Here is a 23,847-nt window from a genome sequence, read left to right as displayed (position 1 = left end):
TCAGTCGATCAGCTTGCCATCAGCGTCAAAAAACGGGAATGGCCCGGGATAATCGCCAATCGGCGCCACATGGCTGATCAGCTGGCCGTCGCGCCAACGATGCAGCATGAAGCCGGGCGGTTCCATGCGGAAGCGGCTCGGCGCATCGTCGCGCAGGTCCAGCGCCACCTGATGCGCCGGGCTCGGGCTGGTCAGCACGGCGCGGCCGCCCACCCGGGCATGGATGGTGCGATGCAGGTGGCCGCATAGGATCAGTTCGATCTGGCTATGCTTCGCTACCACATCGGCGAAAGCCTCACGGCCGATCAGGCCGATATCATCCATATGGCCGATGCCGGTGATGAAAGGCGGATGGTGCATCATCAGCAAGGTCGGCCGCTGCGGCTGTTCGGCCAGGGTGCGGTCCAGCCAGGCCAGCCGTTCGGCGCAGATTTCGCCGCCGCCCTGGCCGGGAATGATGGTATCCAGCCCGATCAGGCGTAGCGGCCAGTCTTCCACGGCATATTGCAGGAAGCCGCTTGCCGGGAAATAGCCGCCGGCTTTGAACGCTTCGCGCATCGGATCACGCGCATCATGATTGCCCGGCACCACATAGAGCGGCTGGGTCAGCGGCGCGATGATCTCGTGCAGATGGGCATATTCCTCGGGCCGGCCCAGATCCACCAGATCGCCGGTCATCACGATCAGGTCGGGCTGCGGGTTGAGCCGCTGCACTTCCGCCACGCAGACCCGCAGCATGGCGGCGGTATCCACCTTCTTATAGGCCAGCTTGCCAGGCAGTTTGATATGGGTGTCGGTGATCTGGCAGATCAGCATGTTGGTCTCCGTTACAGCGCCTGCGATTACAGGGCCAGCAGGCTTTGCGGGTTGATGCGCAGCCCCACGGTTTCGCCGCGCTGAAAATCGCGGCGCTGGGTGGTTTCCACCACCAGCGGCTTGTCTTCGCCGACCGCGACAAACAGCCGGGTGCGGTCGCCGAGGAAAAACGCCGCGTTGATGCGGCCGTGTAGATGCGCAACGGCATCCGGCTCGGCCAGATGGGTATCCTCGGGGCGGAACAAGGCTTCGCTGGCACTGGCCGGCGCATCGGGCCACGGGATCACCCCGCCGGCGGTGCGGAAACCGCCCTGTTCCAGGCTGCCGCTGAGCCGGTTCATGGTGCCGATGAATTCGGCGACAAAGCGCGTCGCCGGGCGCTGGTAGATGTCGCGCGGGCTGCCCACCTGGGCGACGCGGCCATGATCCATCACCACGATGCGGTCGCCCAGGGCCATCGCCTCGGCCTGGTCATGCGTCACATACACGGCAGTGATGCCCAGCCGGCGCAGCAGGCCGTCGATTTCCAGCCGCAATGTGTCACGCAGCTTGGCATCCAGCGCGGTCAACGGCTCATCCAGCAGCAGGGCGCGCGGCTCGGCAGCCAGGGCGCGTGCCAGCGCCACACGCTGGCGCTGGCCGCCGGAAAGCTGGTCGATGCGGCGCTCGGCCAAGGCCTCGATCCGCATCATGCCGAGCAGATCGTCGACGCGGCGCTTGATCTCTGCGCCCGGGCGTTTGCGGATACGCAGGCCATAGCCGACATTCTCTGCCACGCTCATGTTGGGGAACAGCGCATAGGATTGAAACACCATGCCGACATTGCGCTTCTCGATCGGCAGCGGCGTCACATCCACGCCGTCAAACAACACGGCGCCGCCCTGATCCGGGTCTTCCAGCCCGGCGATGATGCGGAGCGTGGTGGTTTTGCCGCAGCCCGAGGGGCCGAGGAAGACCACGGTCTGGCCGGCACCGATTTCCAGGTTCAGCGGTTCCAGCGCGCGGGTGCCATCGGCAAAGGTCTTGCCGCAATTGGTCAGGCGGATCGATACGGGTTGCATAGGCTTACTCCTCATCCGCTTTCAGCTTCGGCGCCGGGGCCTGCGAAATGGCCTGCATGGCGATCAGCAGCGGCACGATCATCAGGAAAAATACCAGGGTATAGGCGCTGCCGATTTCAAGCCGCAGACTGGCATAGGCATCGGCCAGGCCGACCGGCAGGGTTTTGGTCAGCGGCGTATGCAGCAGCCAGGTCATGTTGAATTCGCCCATCGACAGCGTCACCACCATCAGCGAGCCGGCAACGATGCCGGCGCGGCAATTCGGCAGCACGATATGGAAAAAGCGCTGCACAAAGCCGGCACCCAGCGAAGCGGCGCCTTCCTCAAGCGTTTTGAGATCGATGGCCATCAGCACCGCCAGCACCGAGCGCACCATGAAGGGCAGTGTGAACAGCACATGGCCCACCAGGATGAAGGCCGATGAGGTGCGGAAACCGCCGGCGCCGCCATACATCACGATCAGCGCCAGCGCCGTGGCCAGGCCCGGCACCGCCACCGGCATCACCAGCAATTCCTCAACCGCGCGGCTCCAGGCGGTCTGCCGTTTGGCCAGCACATAGGCGGCTGGAATGCCCAGCAGCAGGGTCAGGCCCAGGCAGGCCAGGGCCAGGAAAATAGAATGGAAGATGGTGTCGCGATAGCCGGACCAGACTTCGATCACCCAGCGCAGGGTGAAGCCGCTGGAGAGGCCGGTCTGGTAATTCACCGTCAGGCCGGCCAGGGCTGAAAGTACCACCGGCACCACCAGGAAGGCGCAGACCGAGAGCGTGAAGGCCAGTTGCAGCCAGAACAGGGGGGAGCGTTTCTGCATGATCCGCTCCCTCAGCCGGCTGCCGCGACAGTGCCGCCGGCAATCTGGCGCGCAATCGCCAGCACGATCCAGGTAACGGCACCAAGCACAAAGCTCAAAGCCGCCGCCATCGCCATATTGGCCTCCAGCGTGAACTCGGTATAGATCACCATCGGCAGCACATTGATGCGGGTGGCGAGTGTGAAGGCGGTGCCGAAAGCGCCGACGGCGGTGGCGAAGCAGATCGCCCCGGCGGCCAGGAAGGCGCCTTTCAGGCCGGGCACGATCACATCCAGCACCACGCGCCAGGGCGAGGCGCCCAGCGAACGCGCCGCCTCTTCCAGCTTGGGATCAAGCTTCTCGGCAGCGGCCATCACGGTGAGGATGGTGCGCGGGATGGAGAAGTAGATATAGCCCATCAACAGCCCGGCCATCGAATAGGCAAAAACCAGTTTTTCGCCAAACAGCAGCAAAGTGATATCGCCGATCAGGCCCTGGCGACCGGCCAGCATGATCACCATGAAGCCGATCACCACGCCGGGAAAGGCCAGTGGAAAGGTCAGCATCGCCACCAGCGTGCTGTTGCCGCGAAACCGGTTGCGTTGCAGGAACACGCCGGCAATGCCGCTGATGATCAGGGTGAGCACAGTAGTGGCGCCGGCCAGCACCAGGGTGGCGATCAGGCTGTTGAAGTAATTCCTGTCGGTGATGATGGCGGCATAGGCCATGAAGCCATGTTTGCCGCTGCCGCCGATGAAAAACAGCCGCGTCAGTGGCAGCAGGAAAAAGGCGCAAAAGAAAATCCCCGCCGGCAAAAGCAGCAGGGTCAGGATCGGCGTATCGCGCTTGATGGTCATGGCTTACCGTGAAATTCGGGCGGCGGCACTTGCGGCACCGCCGCCCGGTATTGCGTCAGTTCACTTCGTTCTTGTAGCGCTCGATGATGCTCTTCTGCGCGGCGGCCAGCTGCTTCAGGTCAATCGGCTTGGCGCGGGCATAATCGCTCTCGGGCAGGAACTTGGCTTTGGCCTCGGCGGAAAGATGCTCGGCGAAGACCGGACGCAGGAAGGCATTGCCCCACATCGCCTGGCTTTCCGGCGACAGCACAAAGTCCAGCACCTTCTTGCCATTCTCGGCATTCGGGCCCTTGTTGGTCAGGCCCATGACATAGGGGAACACCACGCTGCCTTCCTTCGGGATCACGAACTGCACCGGCGCCTTGTCGGTATACTGGCCGCGATAGGCGTTGAAGTCGTAATCCAGCAGGATCGGAATTTCACCCGAGATGACGCGGGCATAGGAGGTCTGCTTGGGCACGATCGGGTCGTTCTTGGCCAGCTTCTTGTAGAAGTCGATGGCCTTGTCGAGATTGCCGTAATCGCCGCCAAGCGCCAGATTGACCGCCATCACGCCAAGCTGGCCTACGGCGGCCGAGGTCGGGTCGAGATAGCCAACCATGCCCTTGTATTCCGGTTTCAGCAGGTCGGCCCAGCTCTGCGGCACCGGCTTGCCGCGCAGCGCATCCTTGTTCACAAACAGGCCCAGCGTGCCCGAATGGATGGTGAACCAATAACCTTCCGGGTCCTTCAGGCTGGCGGGGATCTTGTCCCAGCCGGTCGGCTTGTAGGGGCTGAGCACGCCGGCATCCTTGGCCGGGTCGGCAGCGATGCCGCCCAGATAGGTCACGTCGGCCACCGGATTGGCCTTCTCGGCAATCAGGGCTGCGATGGCCTGGCCGGAATTCTTGTTATCCGGCGGCACCTGGATGCCCAGCTTGGCCTGGATCGCCTTGAGCTGCGAACCCCAATCAGCCCATTCCGGCGGGCAATTGTAGCAGATGGCGCGAGCCTGGGCCGAGGCATCGACCGGCTGAAGGCCAAGCGCGGCAAGGCCGAGCGCGGCTGATAGGACAAGACGCTTAAGCATGGTCTGCTTCTCCTGTGGTGGTAACGCGGGGGGTGGTGGATGTATCCGTCACCAGCAGGCGGCAGCCGGCTGCGGCCAATTGCGCGGCAATGGCAGGCGGCACCGGCTGGTCGGTGAAAACAATGCTGGCTTCGCTGATATGGCCGCCGCGCATGGTGGCGCCGCGGCCGAATTTGGAGTGATCCAGCACCAGGAAGCGGCGCCGGCAATGCTGCGCCAGGGCCTGGCGCATCGCCACTTCATCCTGGCTGAAATCCAGAAGCGTGCCATCCTCGGCCACGCCGCCCACACCATAGATGCCGATATCCACGGCAAAACGGGCAAAGAAACCCTGCGCCTCGCCGGCCACCACATCGCGGTCGATGTTGCGCAATTCGCCGCCGGCAATGGTGATGCGGGTTTCGGGATTACGCGCCAGGGCCAGCGCGGCATTCAGGTTGTTGGTCATGGCGCGCAGGCCGGCCGAATTGGCCGGGCGCGGCTCGGCAAAACGCTCGGCCAGGGCGATGGCGCATTGTTCCGGCGTGGTGCCGATGCCGAAAAACAGCGAGGCGCCGCCATCGGGGAAATCCGCCGCCACCTGATCCGCCACCAGGGCAGCGATGCGGCGCTTGGCGGCCAGATTCAGCACAGAACGGGCCGGATAGGCCAGGTTGCGGCCCAGGCCATCGCCCGGATCGAGCGGCGGCGCTTCCACGCCGCCATGGCGGCGGCGCAGCAGGCCGCGGTCGCAAAGCAGCGTCACATCGCGCCGCACGGTCTGGGGCGTCACCCCAAAACTTGTCGCCAGCAACTCGATGGTCTGAAAGCCGTCGCGCCGCACCAGGTCCACAATGGCCCGGGCGCGGTCTTCCGCCGGAATAGCCACTTTCGTCGTCCCTCTTCCCGCCAGGTTCCGGTAGGCCCGAAACCTCGCACCGCATGTTCAAACGAACATTATGCAGCGCTTGTTATGATCATTTGACGTTCGCATGAAAGTTTTGTGTCATCAAATGAAAAAGCAGGCGGTTGTGGATAACGCTGGATTATTTTGCCGAAAGCGGTGCCGGGATCAGGATTTTGTCTCGGCCAGCATCTGCGAGCAGGCATTGGCCACACCCATCGCAGCGCTGTCGCGGCCTGGCATCACGGCAAATTTCTCGGCCAGTTCATTACGCGGCGCCCAGCCCAGGCTGGCGGCATCGGGATTGGCATTGCGGGCCAGGGCGGCGCAAACCATGGCCTGCTGCTGCACGCCGCTGGCCGTGATCTGCCGTTCGGCATTGCCGCGCGTCATCTGCCAGCCCATGTAATTTGAGATTAGCGGCCCGGCCACCAGGCCAATCGCCAACGCCAGGGCGGCGGGCCGGATGTTATTCCAGTGGATCAGGGCGCGGTCCTGCCAGGACAGGGTCTTGTTATCAAGTAGCGAAGTCATGATGCGGGCTCCATGAAAAGAAGGAAAAGGGCGGTATAGCCGCAATGCGGCCGGGATCGCGCAGGCCAATTGCCGGAACTTGCGAACGGCAGTCAGGCGGCGAAAGCACCGGCCGCATCGTCGCCGAACCCCGTGGGGTGGGCGAGAATGGGGGCGAACGGGCGTCGGTTGCCCAATCGCCGGCTCAGCCCCCGCTCCGGTTATTGCTTGGCGTTGCTGTTATCACCCGGCATGGCCGGACCGATAAGCGGCAGCGGCAGGCCGGCAGCCGGCGCAATCAGCGCATGCTTGGCCTGTTCAAGCGCCTTGGCGGCGATAACACCATCGGCAACACGCTTGTCGAGATTGGAAAGAACGTTCGGCTTGACGGGCTGAGTGTGATTTTGTGACGAAGTCATAATATTCACGCTTTCTATTGGCAGTTATATGCCAGAAATTCATCATAGCGGTTATTTGAAATATAGCGAGTTATAATCCTGATCCTGAATATTTCAGCCGAAAATTCGGCTGAAATATTTCCCTTCGCGCAATAATTATTGCGATTTCGAATGCTTACCGCCCGCGTTCCTTGCGCCAGGCGGCGAAATCCACCTTGGTCTGCGGGTCGGTGGCGGGATAGAGGCCGCGGATCGAGCGGCCGTGATTTTGCACCATGTCGGTGACAAAATCCTCAAACGCGGTCATTTCCACCGTCTCGTCGGCGATCTCGTCGGCGATGTCCTGCGGGATCACGATCACACCATCGGCATCGCCCACAATCACGTCGCCGGGGAAAACCGGCGCATCGCCGCAGCCGATCGGCACATTGATGTCGATGGCCTGATGCAGCGTCAGGTTGGTCGGCGCCGAGGGCCGGCTGTGGAAGGCCGGGATGCTGAGCCGGGCGATCTCGGCGGAATCGCGGAAGCCGCCATCGGTGACCACGCCGGCCACGCCGCGCACCATCAGGCGCGAGATCAGGATGCCGCCGGCCGAGGCGGCGCGGGCATCCTTGCGGCTATCCATCACCAGCACGCAGCCAGGCGGGCAGATTTCCACCGCCTTGCGCTGCGGATGCTCCGGGTTCTGAAACACCGTGATCGGATTGAGATCTTCGCGCGCCGGCATGTAGCGCAGGGTGAAGGCTTCGCCCACCATGGTCGGCAGCGCGGGATTAAGCGGCGCCACATCCTGGATCACCTGGTTGCGCAGGCCGCGCTTATACAGCGCGGTGGCAATGGTCGGCGTGCTCACGGTCTGGAGCTTGGCGCGGGTTTCGGGCTTCAACGGCATGATGCGTAATCCTGTCTGCTTCAGATAATGGCTGGCTCAGAAAATATCCGGTTCCGGCACCGGGGCGCCAAAACCGGTTTCAAGAAAATCAAAATCGCAGCCCTGGTCGGCCTGCTTGATATGGCGGCTGAACATCCAGCCATAGCCGCGTTCATAGCGTGGCTGCGGCGGCATCCAGGCTTCGCGGCGGCGCGCCAGTTCATCATCCGGCACATCCAGATGGATGCTGCGCCCATCCACATCCAGCTCGATCATGTCGCCGTTGCGCACCAAAGCCAGCGGCCCGCCGATATAACTTTCCGGCGCCACATGCAGGATGCAGGCGCCATAGCTGGTGCCGCTCATGCGCGCATCCGACAGCCGCACCATGTCGCGCACGCCCTGCTTCAGCAGCTTTTTCGGGATCGGCAGCATGCCCCATTCCGGCATGCCGGGGCCGCCCAGCGGGCCGGCATTGCGCAGGATCAGCACATGATCCTCGGTCACATCCAGGTTTTCGTCATCCACCGCCTTTTTCATCGCCGGGTAATCGTCAAACACCAAAGCCGGGCCACGATGCTTGAGGAATTTTGGCGCGCAGGCGCTGGGTTTGATCACGCAGCCATCGGGCGCCAGATTGCCCTTCAGCACCGCCAGCGCGCCCTCGCGATAGAGCGGGTTGTCCGTGTTGCGGATCACGTCGTCGTTGAACACGCGGGCGCCGGCAATATTCTCGCCCAGGGTTTTGCCGGTCACGGTCAGGGTGGTCAGATCAAGATGCCCGGTGATGCGCGTCATCAGCGCCGGCAGGCCGCCGGCATAGAAGAAGTCTTCCATCAGATATTGCTCGCCAGAGGGCCGGATATTGGCGATCACCGGCACAAGGCGCGAGGCGGTTTCAAAATCCTCCAGGCCGATATCGCAGCCGGCGCGGCGCGCCATGGCGATCAGATGAATAATGGCATTGGTGGAGCAGCCCATCGCCATCGCCACCGCAATGGCATTCTTGTAGGCGGCATGGCTCTGGATGCGGCCAGGCGTCAGGTCTTCCCACACCATCTCCACCACACGCCGGCCGGCATCGCTGCACATGCGGATATGGCTGGAATCGGCGGCCGGAATCGACGAGGCGCCGGGCAGGGTGACACCGATGCTTTCGGCAATCGCCATCATGGTGGCGGCGGTGCCCATGGTCATGCAGGTGCCATAGCTGCGCGCAATGCCGGCCTCGATGGCATTCCAGTCGGCTTCGCTGAGATTGCCGGCGCGGCGTTCATCCCAGTATTTCCAGCCATCCGAGCCGGAGCCGAGGATCTTGCCCTGCCAGTTACCGCGCAGCATCGGCCCGGCCGGCACATAGATGAAGGGCAGCCCGGCCGAGCTGGCGCCCATCAGCAGGCCGGGGGTGGATTTGTCGCAGCCGCCCATCAGGATGGCGCCATCCACCGGATGGCTGCGCAGCAATTCCTCGGTCTCCATCGCCAGCAGGTTGCGATACAGCATGGTGGTGGGTTTGACAAAATTCTCCGACACCGAAATCGCCGGCAGTTCAATCGGCAGGCCGCCGGCCATCAGGATGCCGCGCCGCACATCCTCCACCCGATGTTTAAAATGTGCGTGGCAGGGATTGATGTCAGACCAGGTGTTGACGATGGCGATCAGCGGCCGACCCTGCCATTCGTCGGGCGCATAGCCCATCTGGCGGAAGCGTGAACGATGGCCGAAGCTGCGCAGATCGTCGGGGCCGAACCAGCGCGCCGAGCGTAATTGCTCGGGCGTCTTGCGCGGATGATCCGCTTGCGGCGCATTCTGGGGCTGGCTGTTGCTCATCTGATACTCTTTGTTATGACCGGCGGGGCGCGCGATGCACCCCTCCGGATTCCCGGCTTAGTCGGGCTGAATCTTGCCGGTCTCGATCACGGTTTTCCAGCGTCCGATCTCATCAACCAGGAATTTCTCGAAATCCTTTGAACTGTTGGCCACCACGTCAAAGCCGATATCGTTGAACTTGGCCTTCACTTCGGGGGCATTCAGCGCCTGGATCATGGCGCCTTCCAGCTTGGCCTTCACATCCGCCGGCAGGCCCTTGGGCGCCGCGGCTGCCTGCCAGGAATAGACCTCCACTTCCTTCACACCGGCTTCCGCCATGGTCGGCACACTATCCGGCAATGCCGGGTTGCGCTTGTCGGCGGTCACCGCCAGGGCTTTCAGCTTGCCGGCTTTGACATGGCCGGCAATGGCGCCGAGATTCTGGAAGGACACATCGGCATGGCCGCCGATCAGGTCGGTGATGGCCGGCCCGCCGCCCTTGTAAGGCACATGCACGCCGCTGGTACCGGTTTTTTGCAGAAACAGCGCGGCGGTCAGGTGGTCCGACGAGCCGGTGCCGGAGGAAGCGAACGACACCTTGTCGGGGTTCTTCTTCAGATGCGCGATCAGTTCCTGCACATTGTTGGCCGGGAAATTCGGGTTGGCCACCAGCACATTCGGCGTGCGCACCGCCACGGTCAGCAGGTCAAAATCCTTCAGCGGATCGTAGCGCAGATCCTTGAACAGGGCCGGATTGATGGCATAGACGCCGATTGAGCCAACCAGCAGGGTGTAGCCATCCGGCTTGGCCTGTTTCAGCGCGCCGGCCCCCACCGAGCCATTGGCGCCGGCGCGGTTGTCGATGATGAATTGCTGGCCCAGCAATTCGCTCAACTTGGCGGCAAGCTGGCGCCCGGTAATGTCGGAAGCGCCGCCGGGCGGAAATGGCACGATCACTGTGGCGGTGCGTTCGGGATAGCCGGCCGCAAAAGTGGCGCCGGGCAGGGCGGCCAGGGCAAGGCCGGAAAGCGCGCTGGCGCCCAGCAGCAAGGCGCCAAAGCCGCGCCGTGACAAGATCGACATGATGGTTTCCTCCGTTTGTTGTTTTGCGCATTAAAACACTAATGCATTAGTGCGTCAATTTACAAAACAGGCTGGCCCGGTGCATGGTAGTGCCAGCCATGAGCAGCCCGATTCCGAGCAGCCCCGCCGCCACGGCCGGGATCAATTTCAGCCCGCTGCGCGACCGCACCCGCCACGCGGCGCCGCAGGTGTTTGAGTTGCTGCGCGAAAAGATCATCGCGCTGGAATTGCCGCCCGGCACCACTTTGTCGCGCCAGGAATTGCAGCAGCAATTCGGCCTCAGTTCCACGCCGATCCGCGATGCGCTGATGCGCTTGGAAGAAGAGGCGCTGGTCGAGGTTTTCCCGCAGCATGCCACAAGGGTCAGCCGCATCGACCTGGACCATGCCCGCCAGGCTTCATTCCTGCGCCGGGCGGTTGAGGTGGAAATGGTGCATACTCTGGCACGTCAGCCTGATCCGGCACTGATCGAGCGGCTGCGCCAGACCATACGCGCCCAGCAGGCCTTTGCCGAGGCCAACGACCTGCTGCAATTCAACAGCCAGGACCGGCTGATGCACCGCCTGATGCATGAGGCGGCCGGCATTCCTGATCTGGTGTCGCTGGTGCAGCGCCGCAATGGCCATATCGAGCGGCTGCGCCGGCTGCATCTGCCGATGCCGGGCAAGGTGCGGCAGACCTTGCAGGACCATATCGCCATCGTGGAAGCCATTGCCGCTGGCGACCCCGCCGCTGCCAGCAGCGCGATGCGGGAGCATCTATCACGCTCGCTGGCCTTTGCTGCGGAAATCCGGGCGCAAAACCCTGGCTATTTCCGCGATTGAAACCGCTTTCCCCACACCCAGCACACAGCACACAGCACACAGCACCAGGATATGCCATGACGCATCACGATCATTTCTCGCCGAGTTATGCCGCCGCGCGCGCCAAGTTTCTTGCCGCTGCCGCCGAGGCCGGCGCCGAAATCGAAAGCCTGCCGCATCCACTGAAGGGTATTGAAGGTGAAGACCTGGCTGCCGACCTGGCCTGGATCGGCCCGCGTGATGCCCGCGCCGTGCTGGTGACGGTGTCCGGCACCCATGGCATCGAGGGCTATTACGGCTCCGGCATCCAGGTTGGCTGGCTGCGCGATGGCCATGCCGCCAGGCTGCCGGCCGGTGTTGCTCTGCTCAATATCCATGCCTCCAATCCCTATGGCTTCTCCTGGGGCCGCCGGGTGAATGAAGACAACATGGATATCAACCGCAATTTCATCGCCTTTGAGCGCGGCGCCACGCCGCCGCAGAACCCGGCCTATGCCGAGGTGCAGCAATGGCTGTTGCCCGAAAGCTGGGATGCCGCCGCGATCAGCGGCATCGAGGCACAGCTCAAGGCCTATTACGAGCGCGTCGGCGCCAAGGCCGCCAACGCGGCGATTGTTGGCGGCCAGCACAGCCATGCCGATGGCATCTTCTATGGCGGCACCGCGCCATGCTGGTCGCATCACATGATCCGCGATGTCTGCACGCGCTATCTGTCTCGCGCCGAACGCATTGCCGTGGTGGATTTCCATACCGGACTCGGGCCGTTTGGCTATTCCGAACTGATCTGTCGCCATGCGCCGGATTCGCAGGCGCTGGGCCTGGCGCGGCAATGGTTCGGCGATGCCGTCACCTCGCCTGCACTGGGCCAGTCGGATTCGCCGATCATCGAAGGCAACCTGCGCATGGGCATCGCGCGCTTCTGCGAGCCGGCGGTGACCGTGGCGGTGAATATCGAGGTTGGCACACTGCCTTCCGAACAGGTGCGGCTATCGGTGATCGCCGATAACTGGCTGCATCTGCGCGGCGATGTGTTTTCCGAGCAAGGTCGCGCCATCAAGCGCCAGATTCGCGCCGCGTTTTATCCGGAAGACCCATCCTGGGCCGATATCTGCTATCCGCGCGCGCTGGAAATCCAGCAGCAGGCCCTGGCCGGTCTAGCTGCGTAAGTGCCGTGGCGTTGGCAGCAGCAGCGGCAGATATTCGCCGCGCTGCTGCCCGTTGGCCAGCGGGTGCGGATCATACCGTTGCAACAGCCGATCATAATCGCCGCTGGCGCGCAGGCCAGCCAGCGCACGGTTAAAATCCTGGCATAGTTCAGCCGAGGCGAAAGCCACGCTGTAGGGCGAAGGCGCAAACAGCCGGTGCTCGCGTAGTGGCGTGCCGGCCGGCAGGCCGGAATCCGGCGCTGCAATCAGCGCATAGAGCAGGCGGCGATCTGCCACCACGATATCAGCGCGGCGTGAGAACAGCGCCCGCACCTGTAGCATCTGGTTTGCCACTTCCACATAATCGGGGTTGCCTTGCACGGCATCACTCAGGCCGGGCAGCAGGGCGCGGGCATTCTGGAAGGCCATGATGCGCAGGCCGCCCAGTTGCTGCATGTTCTCCACCAACAGGTCGCGCTGTCGCAGCGTGAGGCCGATATTCTGATATACCAGCAGCACATCGCTGATGCAGCCCTGTAGATTCATGCCGGCATGGGCCGGGGCAAAGGCTGGCAGGGCGCCGCGGCGGAAATCCTCGATCAGCCGGCTGAAAGTGAGCAGGCGCGGCACCAGGCGATGGCCGGCGCGGTGCAAAGTTTCACGCACCAACTCATATTCCAGCCCGGTCAGGAATCCATCCGCCGCTTCCATCACATAGGGCGGCGCCAGGCGCAAACCCACGGTCACATCGGCGGCGCGGGCGGCGTGCACCGGCAGCAACAAGGCAAAAAGCATGGCAGCAAATCGCATCGCCCGCCGCATGAAGCTGGCCGAAGCGGAGGCGCTGTTATTGCGCTGCCATTGCCTTCCCATAGACAGAACTATAGGCTGAAGCAGCGCGAAGGCAAAAGCGCTGGGCATACTATTTCCGGTTATCACAGGATCCGTTGCCGCCATGACACCCTTCGGCGCCAGGCTGCGCCAGTTGCGCAAGACGCGCGGGCTGACGCTGAAGCAGATGGCTGCCGATCTGGGGGTTTCGGCGGCTTATCTGTCGGCGCTTGAGCATGGCCATCGTGGTCGCCCAAGCTGGCTGTTCATCCAGCGCGTCTGCGGCTATTTCAACATCATCTGGGATGATGCCGAAGCATTGGCCGACCTGGCCAAACGCTCGCATCCGCGCGTGGTGATCGACACGGCGGGCTTAAGCCCGCGCGCCACTTTGCTGGCCAATGAACTGGCGCAGCGGATCGGCAAACTGGACGAGGCGCGGCTCGGCCAGTTGCTGAAACTGCTGCGCGAGGAATAATTTCGCTGTCTCTATCGGGCGGCAATTGGCGGGCGCGGCTGCGCCAGCCGCATGCCGCTATCCACCAGCAAGGTTTCGCCGGTCACGTTGGTGGCATAAAGCAGCAGCATCAGGATATTGTCGGCCACATCCTCGGCGGTGTTGGTGGTGCCTAGCGGCGCATTGGCGCGCCACATGTCGCGGGCTGTTTCATAAGCCTTGTCGCCCATGCCGGCGCGCAGCCAGTCGCCTTCGATAAAGCCGGGGCAGACCGCGTTGATACGCACTTCCGGCCCCAGCACACGTGCCAGGCTCAGCGTCATGCCATTCAGCGCCGCTTTCGAGCCGACATAGGCGATGGATGAGCCGGTGCCATACACCCCGGCCACCGAAGACACATTCACCACGGCGCCATGTGCCGCGCGCAAGGCGGCTTCGGCGGCGCGCACCATCTGGAACGGCCCGATGGTGTTCACGGCATAGATGGCCTGGAAATCCTCGGCCGACAGCCCGGCCAGATTACGATGCGCAACAAACTTGGTGGTGCCGGCATTGTTGACCAGATAGTCGATGCGGCCAAAACGCGACAGCGTCTCGGCCACGATGCGGCGGCAATCGACATCCTCGGCCACGTTGCCCTGCGCCAGCAAAGCCTCGCCGCCCAGAGCCTGGCATTCAGCCGCCACCGCCTCGGCCGGCGCCCGGCTTTTGGAGAAATTGATCACCACCGCACAGCCCTTGGCGGCCAGCTTGCGCACGGTTGCCGCGCCCACGCCGGCCGATGATCCGGTGACCAGCGCCACCTTGCCCTTCAACTCACTCATTGCCTGTTTTCCTCCGGCTTTTTTTGATTTATCCGCTCAGCCTGATGCCACCTGGTTGCGGCCCTGCTGCTTGGCGGCATAGAGCGCCGTATCGGCGCGCCGCATGGCATCGTGATGGGTTTCATCGCTGCGTGCTTCGGCCACGCCGAAACTGGCGGTCACCGGGATCGCCACATGGCCGTCGCTGATCTGCGCCCCGGCGATGGCGGCGCGCACCTTTTCGGCCAGCATCAGCGCCCCCATGATGCCGGTATTGGGCAGCAGGATGGCAAATTCCTCGCCGCCGATGCGGCCGACCAGATCCGTCGAGCGGCAGCAGCTTTGCGCCAGCGCCGCCACTTCGGCCAGCACACAATCGCCGGCGGCATGGCCGTGGCTGTCATTGATCCGCTTGAAATGGTCGATGTCAAAAACCACCACGGCCAGCGGCAGCCCGGTACGGGCGCCGAGTGCGTGCATTTGTGCAAATTGTTCCATGAAGCGGCGCCGGTTGGTCAGCCGGGTGAGCGCATCCACAGTGGCCAGCGAATAGAGTTCGTGCATATAGCCACGGATGCGGCCAACCAGCGGGCGGAATACAAAAACCGCCTCGGCGATCAGGGTCAGCACGATCACCACCAGCACGGTGGTCTGCACATTCTGCAACTGGCGGATACTGGCGCGGGTTTCCTGCTCCAGCTTCTGCACGATGCCGTCAAGCTGCGCCAGCAGCCGGCCGGAAGCCAGCAGCGTGACCCGGCTGAGCGCCGCATCCACTTCGGCATCATGGCCGACATTGCTGGCGATGATGCGGGCATCGGCGATGAAGTCGCGCACAATGGCATTGGCGCCTTCCGGCCCGTCATACAGCGCCAGCACATGGCGCGACGGCCGGCTGCTGATGCCCAGATCGGCATCGCCCTGCTGCAAGGCGCGATGCGAGCGTTCAAACAGGGTGATGGCATCACTCAGCAGCAGGCGGGCGCCACGCTCGTCATGCAACACCAGGATATTGGCGGTCAGCGCGATACGCTGCGACAGCATACGCTGGCGCCCGGCAATGTTGATCACCGTGGCGGCGTCATTCTGCTTGGCAATCACACTATCCAGCAGCAGATGCAGGCAGCCGGCCAGCACCGCGATGAAAGCCAAGCCAACCACATAGGAAAAGGTGATGCGCCGGGCAACACGCTCTTCCGGCGAACCTTCGGCGATGCCGCCTGCGGCGGTTTTTGGCAGACTGTCAAAGCCCTTGCGCGGCATGGCCCCCTGCTGGCATGGCGGGGTGGCATAAAAAAATGCCCGTCTTTGCCCCTGACAACCATAATGCCGCAAGGGGCGAAGCGCGCAACGGCTCTACAGAATATACTTGCTCAGGTCGGCATTCTTGGTCAGGTCGCCGATGCGTGCGGTGACATAGGCGGCATCAATCCGCACGGTTTCGCCGGGATGATCCGCTGCGGTGTAGCTGATTTCTTCCAGAATGCGTTCCAGGATTGTATGCAACCGGCGGGCGCCGATATTCTCCACGCCCTCATTCACCTGCGCGGCATAGCCGGCAATGGCATCGATGGCATCCGGGGTGAAATCCAGTGTCACCTGCTCTGTGCCGAGCAGGGCGACATATTGTTTCAGCAGGCTGGCTTCCGGCTCGGTCAGGATGCGGCGGAAATCCTCGCGCGTCAGGCCCTTCAATTCCACCCGGATCGGCAGCCGGCCCTGCAATTCCGGCAGCAGATCGGAAGGCTTGGCGATATGGAAGGCGCCGCTGGCGATGAACAGCACATGGTCGGTCTTGACCGGGCCATGCTTGGTGGAAACCGTGGTGCCTTCGATCAGCGGCAGCAGGTCGCGCTGCACGCCTTCGCGGCTGACATCGCCGCCGCCGCGATATTCGCCGCGCGCACAGATCTTGTCGATCTCGTCCAGGAACACGATGCCGTTCTGCTCCACCGCGTGGATGGCTTCCTTGATCACGCTGTCCTGGTCCAGCAGCTTGTCGCTTTCCTCGGCGGTAAGCAGCCGCATTGCCTCGGCCACATCGGTCTTGCGCGGCTTGCGGCGCAGGCCACCCAAAGCCTTGCCCAGCATGTCCTGCAAATTGGCCATGCCCATCTGGGCGCCCGGCATGCCGGGAATTTCAAACATCGGCATGCCGCCGCCGGCATCCGCCGTCTCGATCTCGATCTCGCGCTTGTCGAGTTCGCCCTCGCGCAGCAGCTTGCGGAATTTCTGCCGCGTCTCCACGCTGGCCTTCTCGCCCACCAGCACGTCCAGCACACGCTCCTCGGCGGCCAGTTCGGCCCGTGCGGTCACATCCTTGCGGCGGCGTTCGCGCACCATGGCGATGCCCACTTCCACCAGGTCGCGCACGATCTGCTCCACATCGCGGCCGACATAGCCCACCTCGGTGAATTTGGTGGCTTCCACCTTGATGAAGGGCGCCCCGGCCAGCCGTGCCAGGCGGCGCGAAATTTCCGTTTTGCCCACGCCTGTCGGGCCGATCATCAGGATATTCTTGGGCAGCACTTCCTCGCGCAGCGCCTCGGGCAGCTGCTGGCGGCGCCAGCGGTTGCGCAGGGCCACGGCCACGGCCTTTTTGGCATCCGCCTGGCCGATGATGTAGCGGTCCAGTTCGGAAACGATCTCACGCGGCGAAAACGAGGTCATAGTTTTTCCAGAGTAACGTTGCGATTGGTGTAGACGCAGATATCGGCGGCGATTTCGAGCGCGCGGCGGGCCACGGCCTCGGCATCCATGTCGTCGCGATCCGCCAGGGCGCGGGCGGCGGCCAGGGCGTAATTGCCGCCCGAGCCGATGCCGACCAGGCCATCGGCCGGCTCCAGCACATCGCCATTGCCGGTCAGCACCAGCAGGCTTTTGGCATCGGCCACCACCATCATGGCTTCCAGGCGGCGCAGGTAGCGATCGGTGCGCCAATCCTTGGCCAGTTCGACGCAGGCTTTTTCCAGATGGTTCGGATACCGCTCCAGCTTGGCTTCCAGCCGCTCCAGCAGGGTGAAGGCATCGGCGGTGGCGCCGGCAAAGCCGGCCAGCACGCTGCCGCCGCCAATGCGCCGCACCTTGCGCGCATTGGCCTTGATCACGGTCTGGCCCAGGCTGACCTGGCCATCGCCGGCCACCACCACCTGGCCACCCTTGCGCACCGCCACAATGGTGGTGCCGTGCCAGCTTGGCGGCGCGGATTGGTCAAACGAGGGAACAGCCATGGCAATACTCTTGTTTGCGGAACGGTCCTTTCATGTAGGGGGGCGCCGGGCCACCTGCAAGCCACGGCCCGGCGATTCACGCCACAGACCCAGGTTGTGTTTTTATTTTTGTTGTATCCCGCCAAGGTCGCCGGACTTCCGGCAAAATTCAAAAATTCATGCAACTGCTGCTTTGGTCATATCGACTTATGGCAGGCGACATGGTTAATTGAATTCACGTCCGGAGAATGCCGGGCGATCCTCCGGGGGAAGCTATCGATGAGTTATCTGATCGATCCCAGTGGGCGTTGGTGGCGCTGGCCGTCGCAGCTATTGGCCGAAAAGCTCGGCTATCCCGATCCGGATTTTGATCTGGCCGGCTATGCCGTGCGTAACCTCGGCTATGTCTGGCTGATGGTCGAAAACAATGTCACCTTCCTGCAATTCCGCGCCGGCAGTGTCGGCGGTGCCACACTTGGCTCGCTCAAGCCGTATCTGATGAATGCGGCGCCGGCCAAGCCGGTGGGTCTGGTCTATTTCGCTTCCGGCTGGATGGAGGAAGTCTATACCGAACCGCACAGCCTGCATCGCCGCGTGGTGGCGCTGGCGGCTTTGCGCGAGCCGCGTATGCGCGACCTGTTCATGCGTGAAGCCAGCCAGCCCGAGCCGTGGGCGCAGCAACAGCAAAGCGGCCTGAGCCAGCTTTATGCGCTGTGGCGCGATAACGGCGGCCGGATCGGGCCGTCGGTGCAGGATTTCCTGCACCGCTCCGGGCTGGAACAGCGCACGGTGATTGCCGAGCAGCGCGATCAGGCCGGGCTTTGTGTGATCGCCTCAGGCGGCGGTTTCAGCATCTATGACAGTTTCCCGATGCACCAGTTGATCGGCCGGCCGCTTTCGGAACAGCCGGATCGGGCCTATGGCCAATGGGTGGCGCAGGCTTATGCCGATTGCCGCGATGCTGCGGCGCCGCTAGTGGATGATATTGATGCCATTGTGGAAGCGCCGGGCCATGATCCACGCCGCCGCCGCTATCAGCGCCTGATCCTGCCCTGGCGCGACCCTGCGGGAAGTGTGATCATCACCGGCAGTTCTTTGATGAAACCGGATATGGCAATACCGCTTTAGTTGGGCGGCGCTGCCTGGCGGTATTGCTCAACCAGCAGCCGCTTGACCAGCTTGCCGGTTGGCGTGCGCGGCAAGGTCACGGCAAAATCAATGCTGCGCGGGCATTTCACCGCCGAAAGCTGCTGGCGGCAATAGGCCAGCAACAGCCGCGCCGTGTCAGCATTGGCCTGGGCCGGGTCCTGCAACTGCACCACCGCCTTGACCTGCTCCCCCATCTCGGCATCGGGTATGCCAAACACCGCCACATCGGCCACGGCCGGGTGGTTGATCAGCACATTCTCGGTTTCCTGCGGATAGATATTCACGCCGCCGGAAATGATCATGTAAGACTGCCGGTCGGTGAGATAGAGATAGCCATCGGCATCGAGATAGCCAACATCGCCCAGCGTCGACCAGCCCTTGTCGTTATAGGCGCTGCGCGTCTTTTCGGCATCGTTGTGATAGGAAAAGGCCGGCCCGCCGGCGAAATAGACGGCGCCGATCCGGCCGGGCGGCAATTCGGCGCCGGCCTCGTCCAGAATCTTCACTTCGCCCACCGCCGCCTTGCCCACGGTGCCGCGATGCGCCAGCCATTCCGCTGAATCTGCCAGGGTTACGCCATTGGCTTCGGTGCCGGCATAATATTCGGTCAGGATCGGGCCCCACCAGTCGATCATCTGCTGCTTGATCTCAACCGGGCAGGGCGCGGCGGCGTGGATCGCGGCGCGCAGGCTGGCAACATCATGGCGCCGCCTGTCGGCCTCGGGCAGTTTCAGCAGGCGCACAAACATGGTCGGCACCAGTTGTGTATGCGTGACGCGATACTGCTGCACCAGGCGCAGGAAAAATTCCGGCTCGAATTTCTCCATGATGATGGCGGTGGCGCCCAGGGCAGCGGCCATCATGCTGAAGCGCAGCGGCGCGGCATGATATAGCGGCGCCGGCGAGAGATAGATGCTGTCGGCTTGCATGCCGCACAGCGTGTGGATCAGGTGATACATGAACGGGTTGACCCAGCCGATTGCCTGGCCGGTGAAGGCCGGCTTGACGCCCTTGGGCTGCCCGGTGGTGCCGGAGGAATAGAGCATGTCGAGGCCCACCACCTGATCGGCAATCGGGCTGGCCGGCTGTTGGGCGGCGGCCGCTTCCCAGGCAGCAAAGCCAGGTCCAGTGCCATGCACCATGAAGCAGCTGACCCCGTTGCCAAGCAGCGGCGCCATGGCGGCGGCGGTATCGGCCAGGGCGGCCGAGGTGATGAACACCCGGGCGCCGCAATCGCGCACGATATAGGCCGCCTCGCTGGCGGTGAGGTGGGTGCTGATGGCGGTGAAATACAGGCCGCTGCGCTGTGCTGCCCAGCAGATTTCCAGGAAGGCGAAGCTGTTCTCAATCAGCAGCGCGATATGGTCCTGCGGCTTCAGGCCCAGGCTGCGAAAAAGCTGTGCGCCCTGGTTGGCACGCTGTTCAAGCGCCGCGTAACTCAGGCTTTCGCCGGTTTTTGCCATCACATAGGCCGGCTTGTCCGGCGTCTGGGCGGCATGAAACGAAGGATGCAGCATGAAGCCTCCGGCAATGAGCCGAGGGGCCGGGCAATGCATGCATCACCCGGCCCGGCCTGGGGGGCAGGAAGAGGATCAGGATTTGACCAGCGCGCAGCCGCCTTCGGCCAGCGGACGGATGGTGTCGCCGGCCTTGGCCACGCCGCGCACTTCAGCCAGATCCCACTCGCCTTTCACATCGGCCGGCTTCTTCACCTGCAACAGCAGCATGTCGCGCATCAGGCGGCCATCCTCGCGCAAGCTTGCATTTTTGGTCATGAAATCGTTGACCGGCAGTTCCTTCATCTTGCGCATCACCTGCGGGCCGTCATCGGTTTTGGCGGCGGCAATGGCCTTCAGGTAATGATTCACCGCGCTATACACGCCGGCCTGGGTATGGGTGGGCGGCCGCTTCATCTTCTCGGCAAAGCGCTTGGCAAAGGCGCGGCTTGCGTCATCCGCATCCCAGTAATAGCCGGCCAGGAATTGTGTCCCCTGGGCCAGCTGCGGCCCGATCGCCTTGGCATTCACGATGGTGAAGATCGGTGTCGCCACCACCATGCCCTTGCCGGTAACGCCGAATTCGCCCGCCTGTTTCAAGGCATTGGTGGTGTCGGCGCCGGCATTCAGCAACGCCAGCACATTGGTGTTGGAACCGGCCGATTGCAGCAGGAAGGAGGAGAAGTCGGCCTGGCCGAGCGGATGGCGCACCGCGCCGCTGACCTTGCCGCCCAGGGCTTCCAGGGTTTTGGTCATATCCTGCTGCATGGCATGGCCAAAGGCGTAATCGGCCACGATCATAAACCAGTTTTTGCTCTGCGCCCCGTAAATGGCATGGGCCAGGCCCTTGGCCAGCGCATGGCTGTCATACAGCCACAGCGCGCCGGTGGGCGAGCAGGCCTTGCCGTAGAGATCAACATGGGCACTGCCGACATGCACCACCACCTTGCCGGCCTGGCGGGTGATTTCCTGCACCGCCAGCGACACGGAGGAATTCGCCATGTCGAACAGCGCATCGACGCGATCCACATCGATCAGTTTCTTGGCCTGGGTGGCGCCGATATCGGCCTTGTTCTGGTGGTCCACCACCAGCAATTCCACCGGCAGGCCATTCACCTTGCCGCCGGCATCCTGAATTGCCAGTTCCGCCGCCACCGCCGAGCCGCGCCCGGATGTGTCGGAATAGGCTGAGGATTGGTCATTCATCACCGCGATGCGGACCACATTGTCGGAAACCTGCGCCAACGCGGCCTGCGGCTGGGCCAGGCCCAGGGCGACCAGCGGGGCGGCGAGCAGTCCGCCGGCCAGGGTGATTTTCGCCAGGGTTGCCTTCTGGGCAGCCGGGTTTGTCTTCTTCATCTGCATTTCCTCCATGGGCCTTGATGGCACTGCCTTCTCTGGGCGGGGCAAATTAAGGCGAAAGGGATTTAATTAGTCAATTAAATAATTAATAGTGGATTCAATTCCTTGGGTTTCGGTAGATAATGCCCTGCCGGAATGGAATCGGAATGATGCCTGTTACAGACCATGCTTGTTGAAGACCATGCTTGTTGAAGATCGGGACCGCGCGCCCTCTGAAACCGAACGCCAGACGCGCGGCAATGCCCCGGCGCGTCTGCTGCAAGCAGCCAGCAGCGTGATGATCGAGCGAGGCAGCACCGAATTGACGCTGAAGGATGTGGCGGCGCGGTCGGGGCTGAACGGCGCGCTGGTCAAATATCATTTCGGCAGCAAGACCGGCCTGCTCACCGCCCTGCTCAAACGCGATGCCCTGGCCGCTGTGCGCCAGCTCAACACCCTGCTGCGGCAGAACGCCACGCCGACCGAGAAGCTCAAGCTGCATATCGCCGGCATCGTCAATGCCTATTACCGCTCGCCCTATCTCAACCGCCTGATCCACGATCTGCTGTATCAGAGCAGTGCCGAGGTGGCGCAGCAGGTCTCGGATTTTTTTGTCACCCCGGTGGTGGAGTTTCACCGCAAGCTGCTGGCGGAAGGCCAGCGCTGCGGCGAATTCCGCGCCGTTGATCCGATGCTGTTCTATTTCACGCTATTCGGTGCCATCGACCACATGTTCCATGCGCGCCACACCCTGCTCTATGGCTTCCAGGTGCCCCAGGTCACCGACCAGATGCGCCGCGACCTGATCCGCATCGTCACCGATATGGCTTTGGGCGCCGTGCTGGCCGAGCGGCGTGGCTGAGTTCAGCCGGGCGCAGAATTCGGCCAGGTCATCGAGCAAGGCGTGACGCGGCAGCCAGACCAGCGCGCCGGCAAACAACACCGTGCCATCGCCAGCCAGCCAGCGCATGCCGGGCGCGATGTTGCGATAGCCATAGGTTGCCGCCAGGCCGCGCGCCAGCAAAGCATCGGCCACAAAGCTGAAAGTCAGGTCACTCTGCCAGCGCGCCAGCGCCAGCAGGCGCGATAGCCGCGGCAGAATGCCGGCCAGGCCGCGCCCGCGCCAGGCCGGCGCCACCCAGGTGGCGCCTGAAAACGTGGCGCGGCCATGCAGCAGCCCGGCTTCCGCCGGCGCCTGGCAGCTTTCTCCCGGCGCCGCCTGCTGCGCAGGCGCAGCATAAAACAGCCGCAGCTCAGACAAATGCTGGCCCAGGCTTGTGCTGCCAAAATCATAGAAGCGTGCCGCCTGGGTCGCCACCACCTGGCCATCGGCCGCGCAGCCGCGCAGCCAGAAGCCGTTATGCGGCCCGATGCCGCCCTGGCGTGGATCAAAGCTTGGCGCCAGGGCATGCCAGCTTGCGCGATGCTGCTGGTTGAGCGCCGCCAATTCGGCAAAATCCTGGCGCAGTTCCAGGCGCAAGCCGCTATGCCATGCTGCCTGCAGCAAGGCCCGGCGGCCGGCGGCCAATTGGTCAATTTCGGCTTGGCTGAGGGACGTGGGCGGCAAGGGCGGGCGGCTTTCGGCGTGATGCGGGCGAATACTATGCCGTGCATCACGCCATCTGGCTGCACCTATTTCTGCGGCGTGGCGTCCAGCAGAAAATAGGTGCCGTTTTCATGCCGGGTGGTAAAACGCACCTTGTCGCCGGTTTTCAGTTGGTCCAGCAAAGCCGGATCAACCGGCCGGAACACCATGCTCATCGCCGGCATGTCCAGCTCGGCAATCGGGCCATGCCGGATGGTGATCTTGCCGGCTTCCTTGTCGATGCGGCGGATTTCACCCTCGGCGCTGCCGATTGTTTGCGCCTGGACCGGCCCGCTGCCGATCAGCAGCAGGGCGATAGTGCCGGCAAACAACGTCTGCATGCGCCGCTTCATCGTACAATGATGCGGCCCTTCATGCCGCCTTGCAGATGGCCCGGGATCAGGCAGCCATAATCAAAACTGCCGGCCTTGGTGAATTTCCACAGGATTTCCCGGCTTTCGCCCGGCGCCACGGTAACGGCATTGGGATCGTCATGTTCCATATCGGGAAAACGCTGCATCACCTCGGCATGTTCCAGCAATTCCGCCATGGTGCCCAGGGTCATCTCATGTTTGAGCTGGCCGGCATTCTTCACCACAAAGCGGATCGTCTCGCCTTTTTTCACTGTCACCGTGGCAGGCTCGAAACGCATGGTGTCTTTCATGATGACCTGCACCACACGGGTCGCTGCCTTGGGGTCACCCGGTTCGCCTAAGGCTGCGGCATGGCCGTCATAGCCGGATGTTGCCGGGCCGTGATCGTGATGGCCCTTGCCATGGCCGCCATGTTTGTGGTCCGGCGCAGCCAGGACCGCGCCAGAAGCCAGCAGCAAAGGCAGAATGAGCAGGAATGGTTTCAGCATGATGTTTTCCTTC

Annotated in this window: 25 protein-coding genes; 5 read left to right on the top strand and 20 right to left on the bottom strand. The window is 63.2% G+C overall.

Annotated elements, in window-relative coordinates; genetic code table 11:
• The 11 genes from KBB36_RS01080 to KBB36_RS01030 form a co-directional block, all read right to left on the bottom strand.
• The gene (locus KBB36_RS01080) at positions 1-816 is read right to left on the bottom strand and encodes a phosphodiesterase (protein WP_290975643.1); all 816 of its coding nucleotides are present in this window, start codon (positions 814-816) and stop codon (positions 1-3) included.
• A 26-nt stretch (positions 817-842) separates the two neighbouring features.
• Positions 843-1,877 carry an ABC transporter ATP-binding protein gene (locus tag KBB36_RS01075; RefSeq protein WP_290975640.1) on the bottom strand — a complete coding sequence of 345 codons (1,035 nt, stop codon included), beginning with the start codon at positions 1,875-1,877 and terminating at the stop codon, positions 843-845.
• Between the two features lie 4 nt (positions 1,878-1,881).
• A complete protein-coding gene (locus KBB36_RS01070; protein WP_290975637.1) occupies positions 1,882-2,688 on the bottom strand; it encodes an ABC transporter permease in 807 nt (268 codons plus the stop codon).
• An 11-nt stretch (positions 2,689-2,699) separates the two neighbouring features.
• Positions 2,700-3,524 (bottom strand): ABC transporter permease, encoded by an 825-nt coding sequence (locus KBB36_RS01065; protein WP_290975635.1) that lies wholly within the window; start codon positions 3,522-3,524, stop codon positions 2,700-2,702.
• Positions 3,525-3,579: 55 nt separating this feature from the next.
• Positions 3,580-4,593: an extracellular solute-binding protein gene (locus KBB36_RS01060; protein WP_290975633.1), complete on the bottom strand. Its 1,014-nt coding sequence runs from the start codon at positions 4,591-4,593 to the stop codon at positions 3,580-3,582.
• Positions 4,586-5,461 (bottom strand): DeoR/GlpR family DNA-binding transcription regulator, encoded by an 876-nt coding sequence (locus KBB36_RS01055; protein WP_290975631.1) that lies wholly within the window; start codon positions 5,459-5,461, stop codon positions 4,586-4,588. The genes KBB36_RS01060 and KBB36_RS01055 overlap by 8 nt, the downstream gene beginning before the upstream one ends.
• A 183-nt stretch (positions 5,462-5,644) precedes the next feature.
• A complete protein-coding gene (locus KBB36_RS01050; protein WP_290975628.1) occupies positions 5,645-6,010 on the bottom strand; it encodes a hypothetical protein in 366 nt (121 codons plus the stop codon).
• Positions 6,011-6,210: 200 nt separating this feature from the next.
• A complete protein-coding gene (locus KBB36_RS01045) occupies positions 6,211-6,408 on the bottom strand; it encodes a hypothetical protein (protein WP_290975626.1) in 198 nt (65 codons plus the stop codon).
• 154 nt (positions 6,409-6,562) lie between these two features.
• Positions 6,563-7,282 carry a ribonuclease activity regulator RraA gene (locus KBB36_RS01040; RefSeq protein WP_290975623.1) on the bottom strand — a complete coding sequence of 240 codons (720 nt, stop codon included), beginning with the start codon at positions 7,280-7,282 and terminating at the stop codon, positions 6,563-6,565.
• 36 nt (positions 7,283-7,318) lie between these two features.
• Entirely contained in the window at positions 7,319-9,091 is a 1,773-nt protein-coding gene (gene araD / locus KBB36_RS01035; protein ID WP_290975620.1) for an L-arabinonate dehydratase, read from the bottom strand.
• A gap of 57 nt (positions 9,092-9,148) precedes the next feature.
• Positions 9,149-10,153, bottom strand: a complete 1,005-nt coding sequence (locus tag KBB36_RS01030; protein ID WP_290975618.1) for a tripartite tricarboxylate transporter substrate binding protein — start codon at positions 10,151-10,153, stop codon at positions 9,149-9,151.
• Positions 10,154-10,251: 98 nt separating this feature from the next.
• On the opposite strand from KBB36_RS01030, the gene KBB36_RS01025 reads away from it, so the two are divergent.
• Together KBB36_RS01025 and KBB36_RS01020 are read left to right on the top strand one after the other, a co-directional pair.
• A complete protein-coding gene (locus KBB36_RS01025) occupies positions 10,252-10,977 on the top strand; it encodes a GntR family transcriptional regulator (RefSeq protein WP_290975616.1) in 726 nt (241 codons plus the stop codon).
• 56 nt (positions 10,978-11,033) lie between these two features.
• A complete protein-coding gene (locus KBB36_RS01020) occupies positions 11,034-12,122 on the top strand; it encodes a M14 family metallopeptidase (RefSeq protein ID WP_290975614.1) in 1,089 nt (362 codons plus the stop codon).
• On the opposite strand, the gene KBB36_RS01015 is transcribed toward KBB36_RS01020, so the two are convergent.
• Positions 12,111-12,911, bottom strand: coding sequence for a transporter substrate-binding domain-containing protein (locus KBB36_RS01015; RefSeq protein WP_290975610.1), 801 nt, complete (start codon positions 12,909-12,911; stop codon positions 12,111-12,113). The genes KBB36_RS01020 and KBB36_RS01015 overlap by 12 nt on opposite strands.
• A 145-nt stretch (positions 12,912-13,056) precedes the next feature.
• Here KBB36_RS01015 and KBB36_RS01010 point away from each other — a divergent pair, with 145 nt between their 5' ends.
• Complete coding sequence (locus tag KBB36_RS01010) at positions 13,057-13,410, top strand: helix-turn-helix domain-containing protein (RefSeq protein ID WP_290975607.1); 354 nt, start codon at positions 13,057-13,059, stop codon at positions 13,408-13,410.
• 11 nt (positions 13,411-13,421) lie between these two features.
• Here KBB36_RS01010 and KBB36_RS01005 read toward each other — a convergent pair whose 3' ends face one another.
• From KBB36_RS01005 to hslV, 4 genes are all read right to left on the bottom strand, one after another.
• Positions 13,422-14,213 (bottom strand): SDR family oxidoreductase, encoded by a 792-nt coding sequence (locus KBB36_RS01005; RefSeq protein WP_290975605.1) that lies wholly within the window; start codon positions 14,211-14,213, stop codon positions 13,422-13,424.
• A 36-nt stretch (positions 14,214-14,249) separates the two neighbouring features.
• The gene (locus KBB36_RS01000; protein WP_290975603.1) at positions 14,250-15,455 is read right to left on the bottom strand and encodes a diguanylate cyclase; all 1,206 of its coding nucleotides are present in this window, start codon (positions 15,453-15,455) and stop codon (positions 14,250-14,252) included.
• Between the two features lie 93 nt (positions 15,456-15,548).
• Positions 15,549-16,862 carry an ATP-dependent protease ATPase subunit HslU gene (gene hslU / locus KBB36_RS00995; RefSeq protein WP_290975601.1) on the bottom strand — a complete coding sequence of 438 codons (1,314 nt, stop codon included), beginning with the start codon at positions 16,860-16,862 and terminating at the stop codon, positions 15,549-15,551.
• Entirely contained in the window at positions 16,859-17,422 is a 564-nt protein-coding gene (gene hslV, locus KBB36_RS00990; RefSeq protein WP_290975599.1) for an ATP-dependent protease subunit HslV, read from the bottom strand. Before hslV ends, hslU begins: the two co-directional genes overlap by 4 nt.
• A 258-nt stretch (positions 17,423-17,680) precedes the next feature.
• Between hslV and KBB36_RS00985 the strand changes: the two genes are divergently transcribed.
• A complete protein-coding gene (locus KBB36_RS00985) occupies positions 17,681-18,529 on the top strand; it encodes a hypothetical protein (protein WP_290975597.1) in 849 nt (282 codons plus the stop codon).
• Here the strand turns inward: KBB36_RS00985 and KBB36_RS00980 are convergent.
• Both KBB36_RS00980 and KBB36_RS00975 read right to left on the bottom strand, forming a co-directional pair.
• Complete coding sequence (locus KBB36_RS00980) at positions 18,526-20,067, bottom strand: acyl-CoA synthetase (RefSeq protein WP_290975594.1); 1,542 nt, start codon at positions 20,065-20,067, stop codon at positions 18,526-18,528. The two genes, KBB36_RS00985 and KBB36_RS00980, sit on opposite strands and share 4 nt — an antisense overlap.
• Positions 20,068-20,142: 75 nt before the next feature.
• Positions 20,143-21,405, bottom strand: coding sequence for an ABC transporter substrate-binding protein (locus KBB36_RS00975; protein WP_290975591.1), 1,263 nt, complete (start codon positions 21,403-21,405; stop codon positions 20,143-20,145).
• Positions 21,406-21,589: 184 nt separating this feature from the next.
• Between KBB36_RS00975 and KBB36_RS00970 the strand changes: the two genes are divergently transcribed.
• Positions 21,590-22,249 carry a TetR family transcriptional regulator gene (locus KBB36_RS00970; RefSeq protein WP_290975588.1) on the top strand — a complete coding sequence of 220 codons (660 nt, stop codon included), beginning with the start codon at positions 21,590-21,592 and terminating at the stop codon, positions 22,247-22,249.
• A 770-nt stretch (positions 22,250-23,019) separates the two neighbouring features.
• Here KBB36_RS00970 and KBB36_RS00965 read toward each other — a convergent pair.
• Together KBB36_RS00965 and KBB36_RS00960 are read right to left on the bottom strand one after the other, a co-directional pair.
• Positions 23,020-23,313 carry a copper-binding protein gene (locus KBB36_RS00965; protein WP_290975586.1) on the bottom strand — a complete coding sequence of 98 codons (294 nt, stop codon included), beginning with the start codon at positions 23,311-23,313 and terminating at the stop codon, positions 23,020-23,022.
• 8 nt (positions 23,314-23,321) lie between these two features.
• Complete coding sequence (locus tag KBB36_RS00960; protein WP_290975584.1) at positions 23,322-23,834, bottom strand: cupredoxin family protein; 513 nt, start codon at positions 23,832-23,834, stop codon at positions 23,322-23,324.
• Between the last annotated feature and the right edge of the window lie 13 nt (positions 23,835-23,847).

Source organism: Ferrovibrio sp. (assembly GCF_017994015.1).
Classification (GTDB): Bacteria; Pseudomonadota; Alphaproteobacteria; order Ferrovibrionales; family Ferrovibrionaceae; genus Ferrovibrio.
Note: the sequence above shows the minus strand (reverse complement) of the source record. Positions and strands in the feature narration are given on the sequence as shown.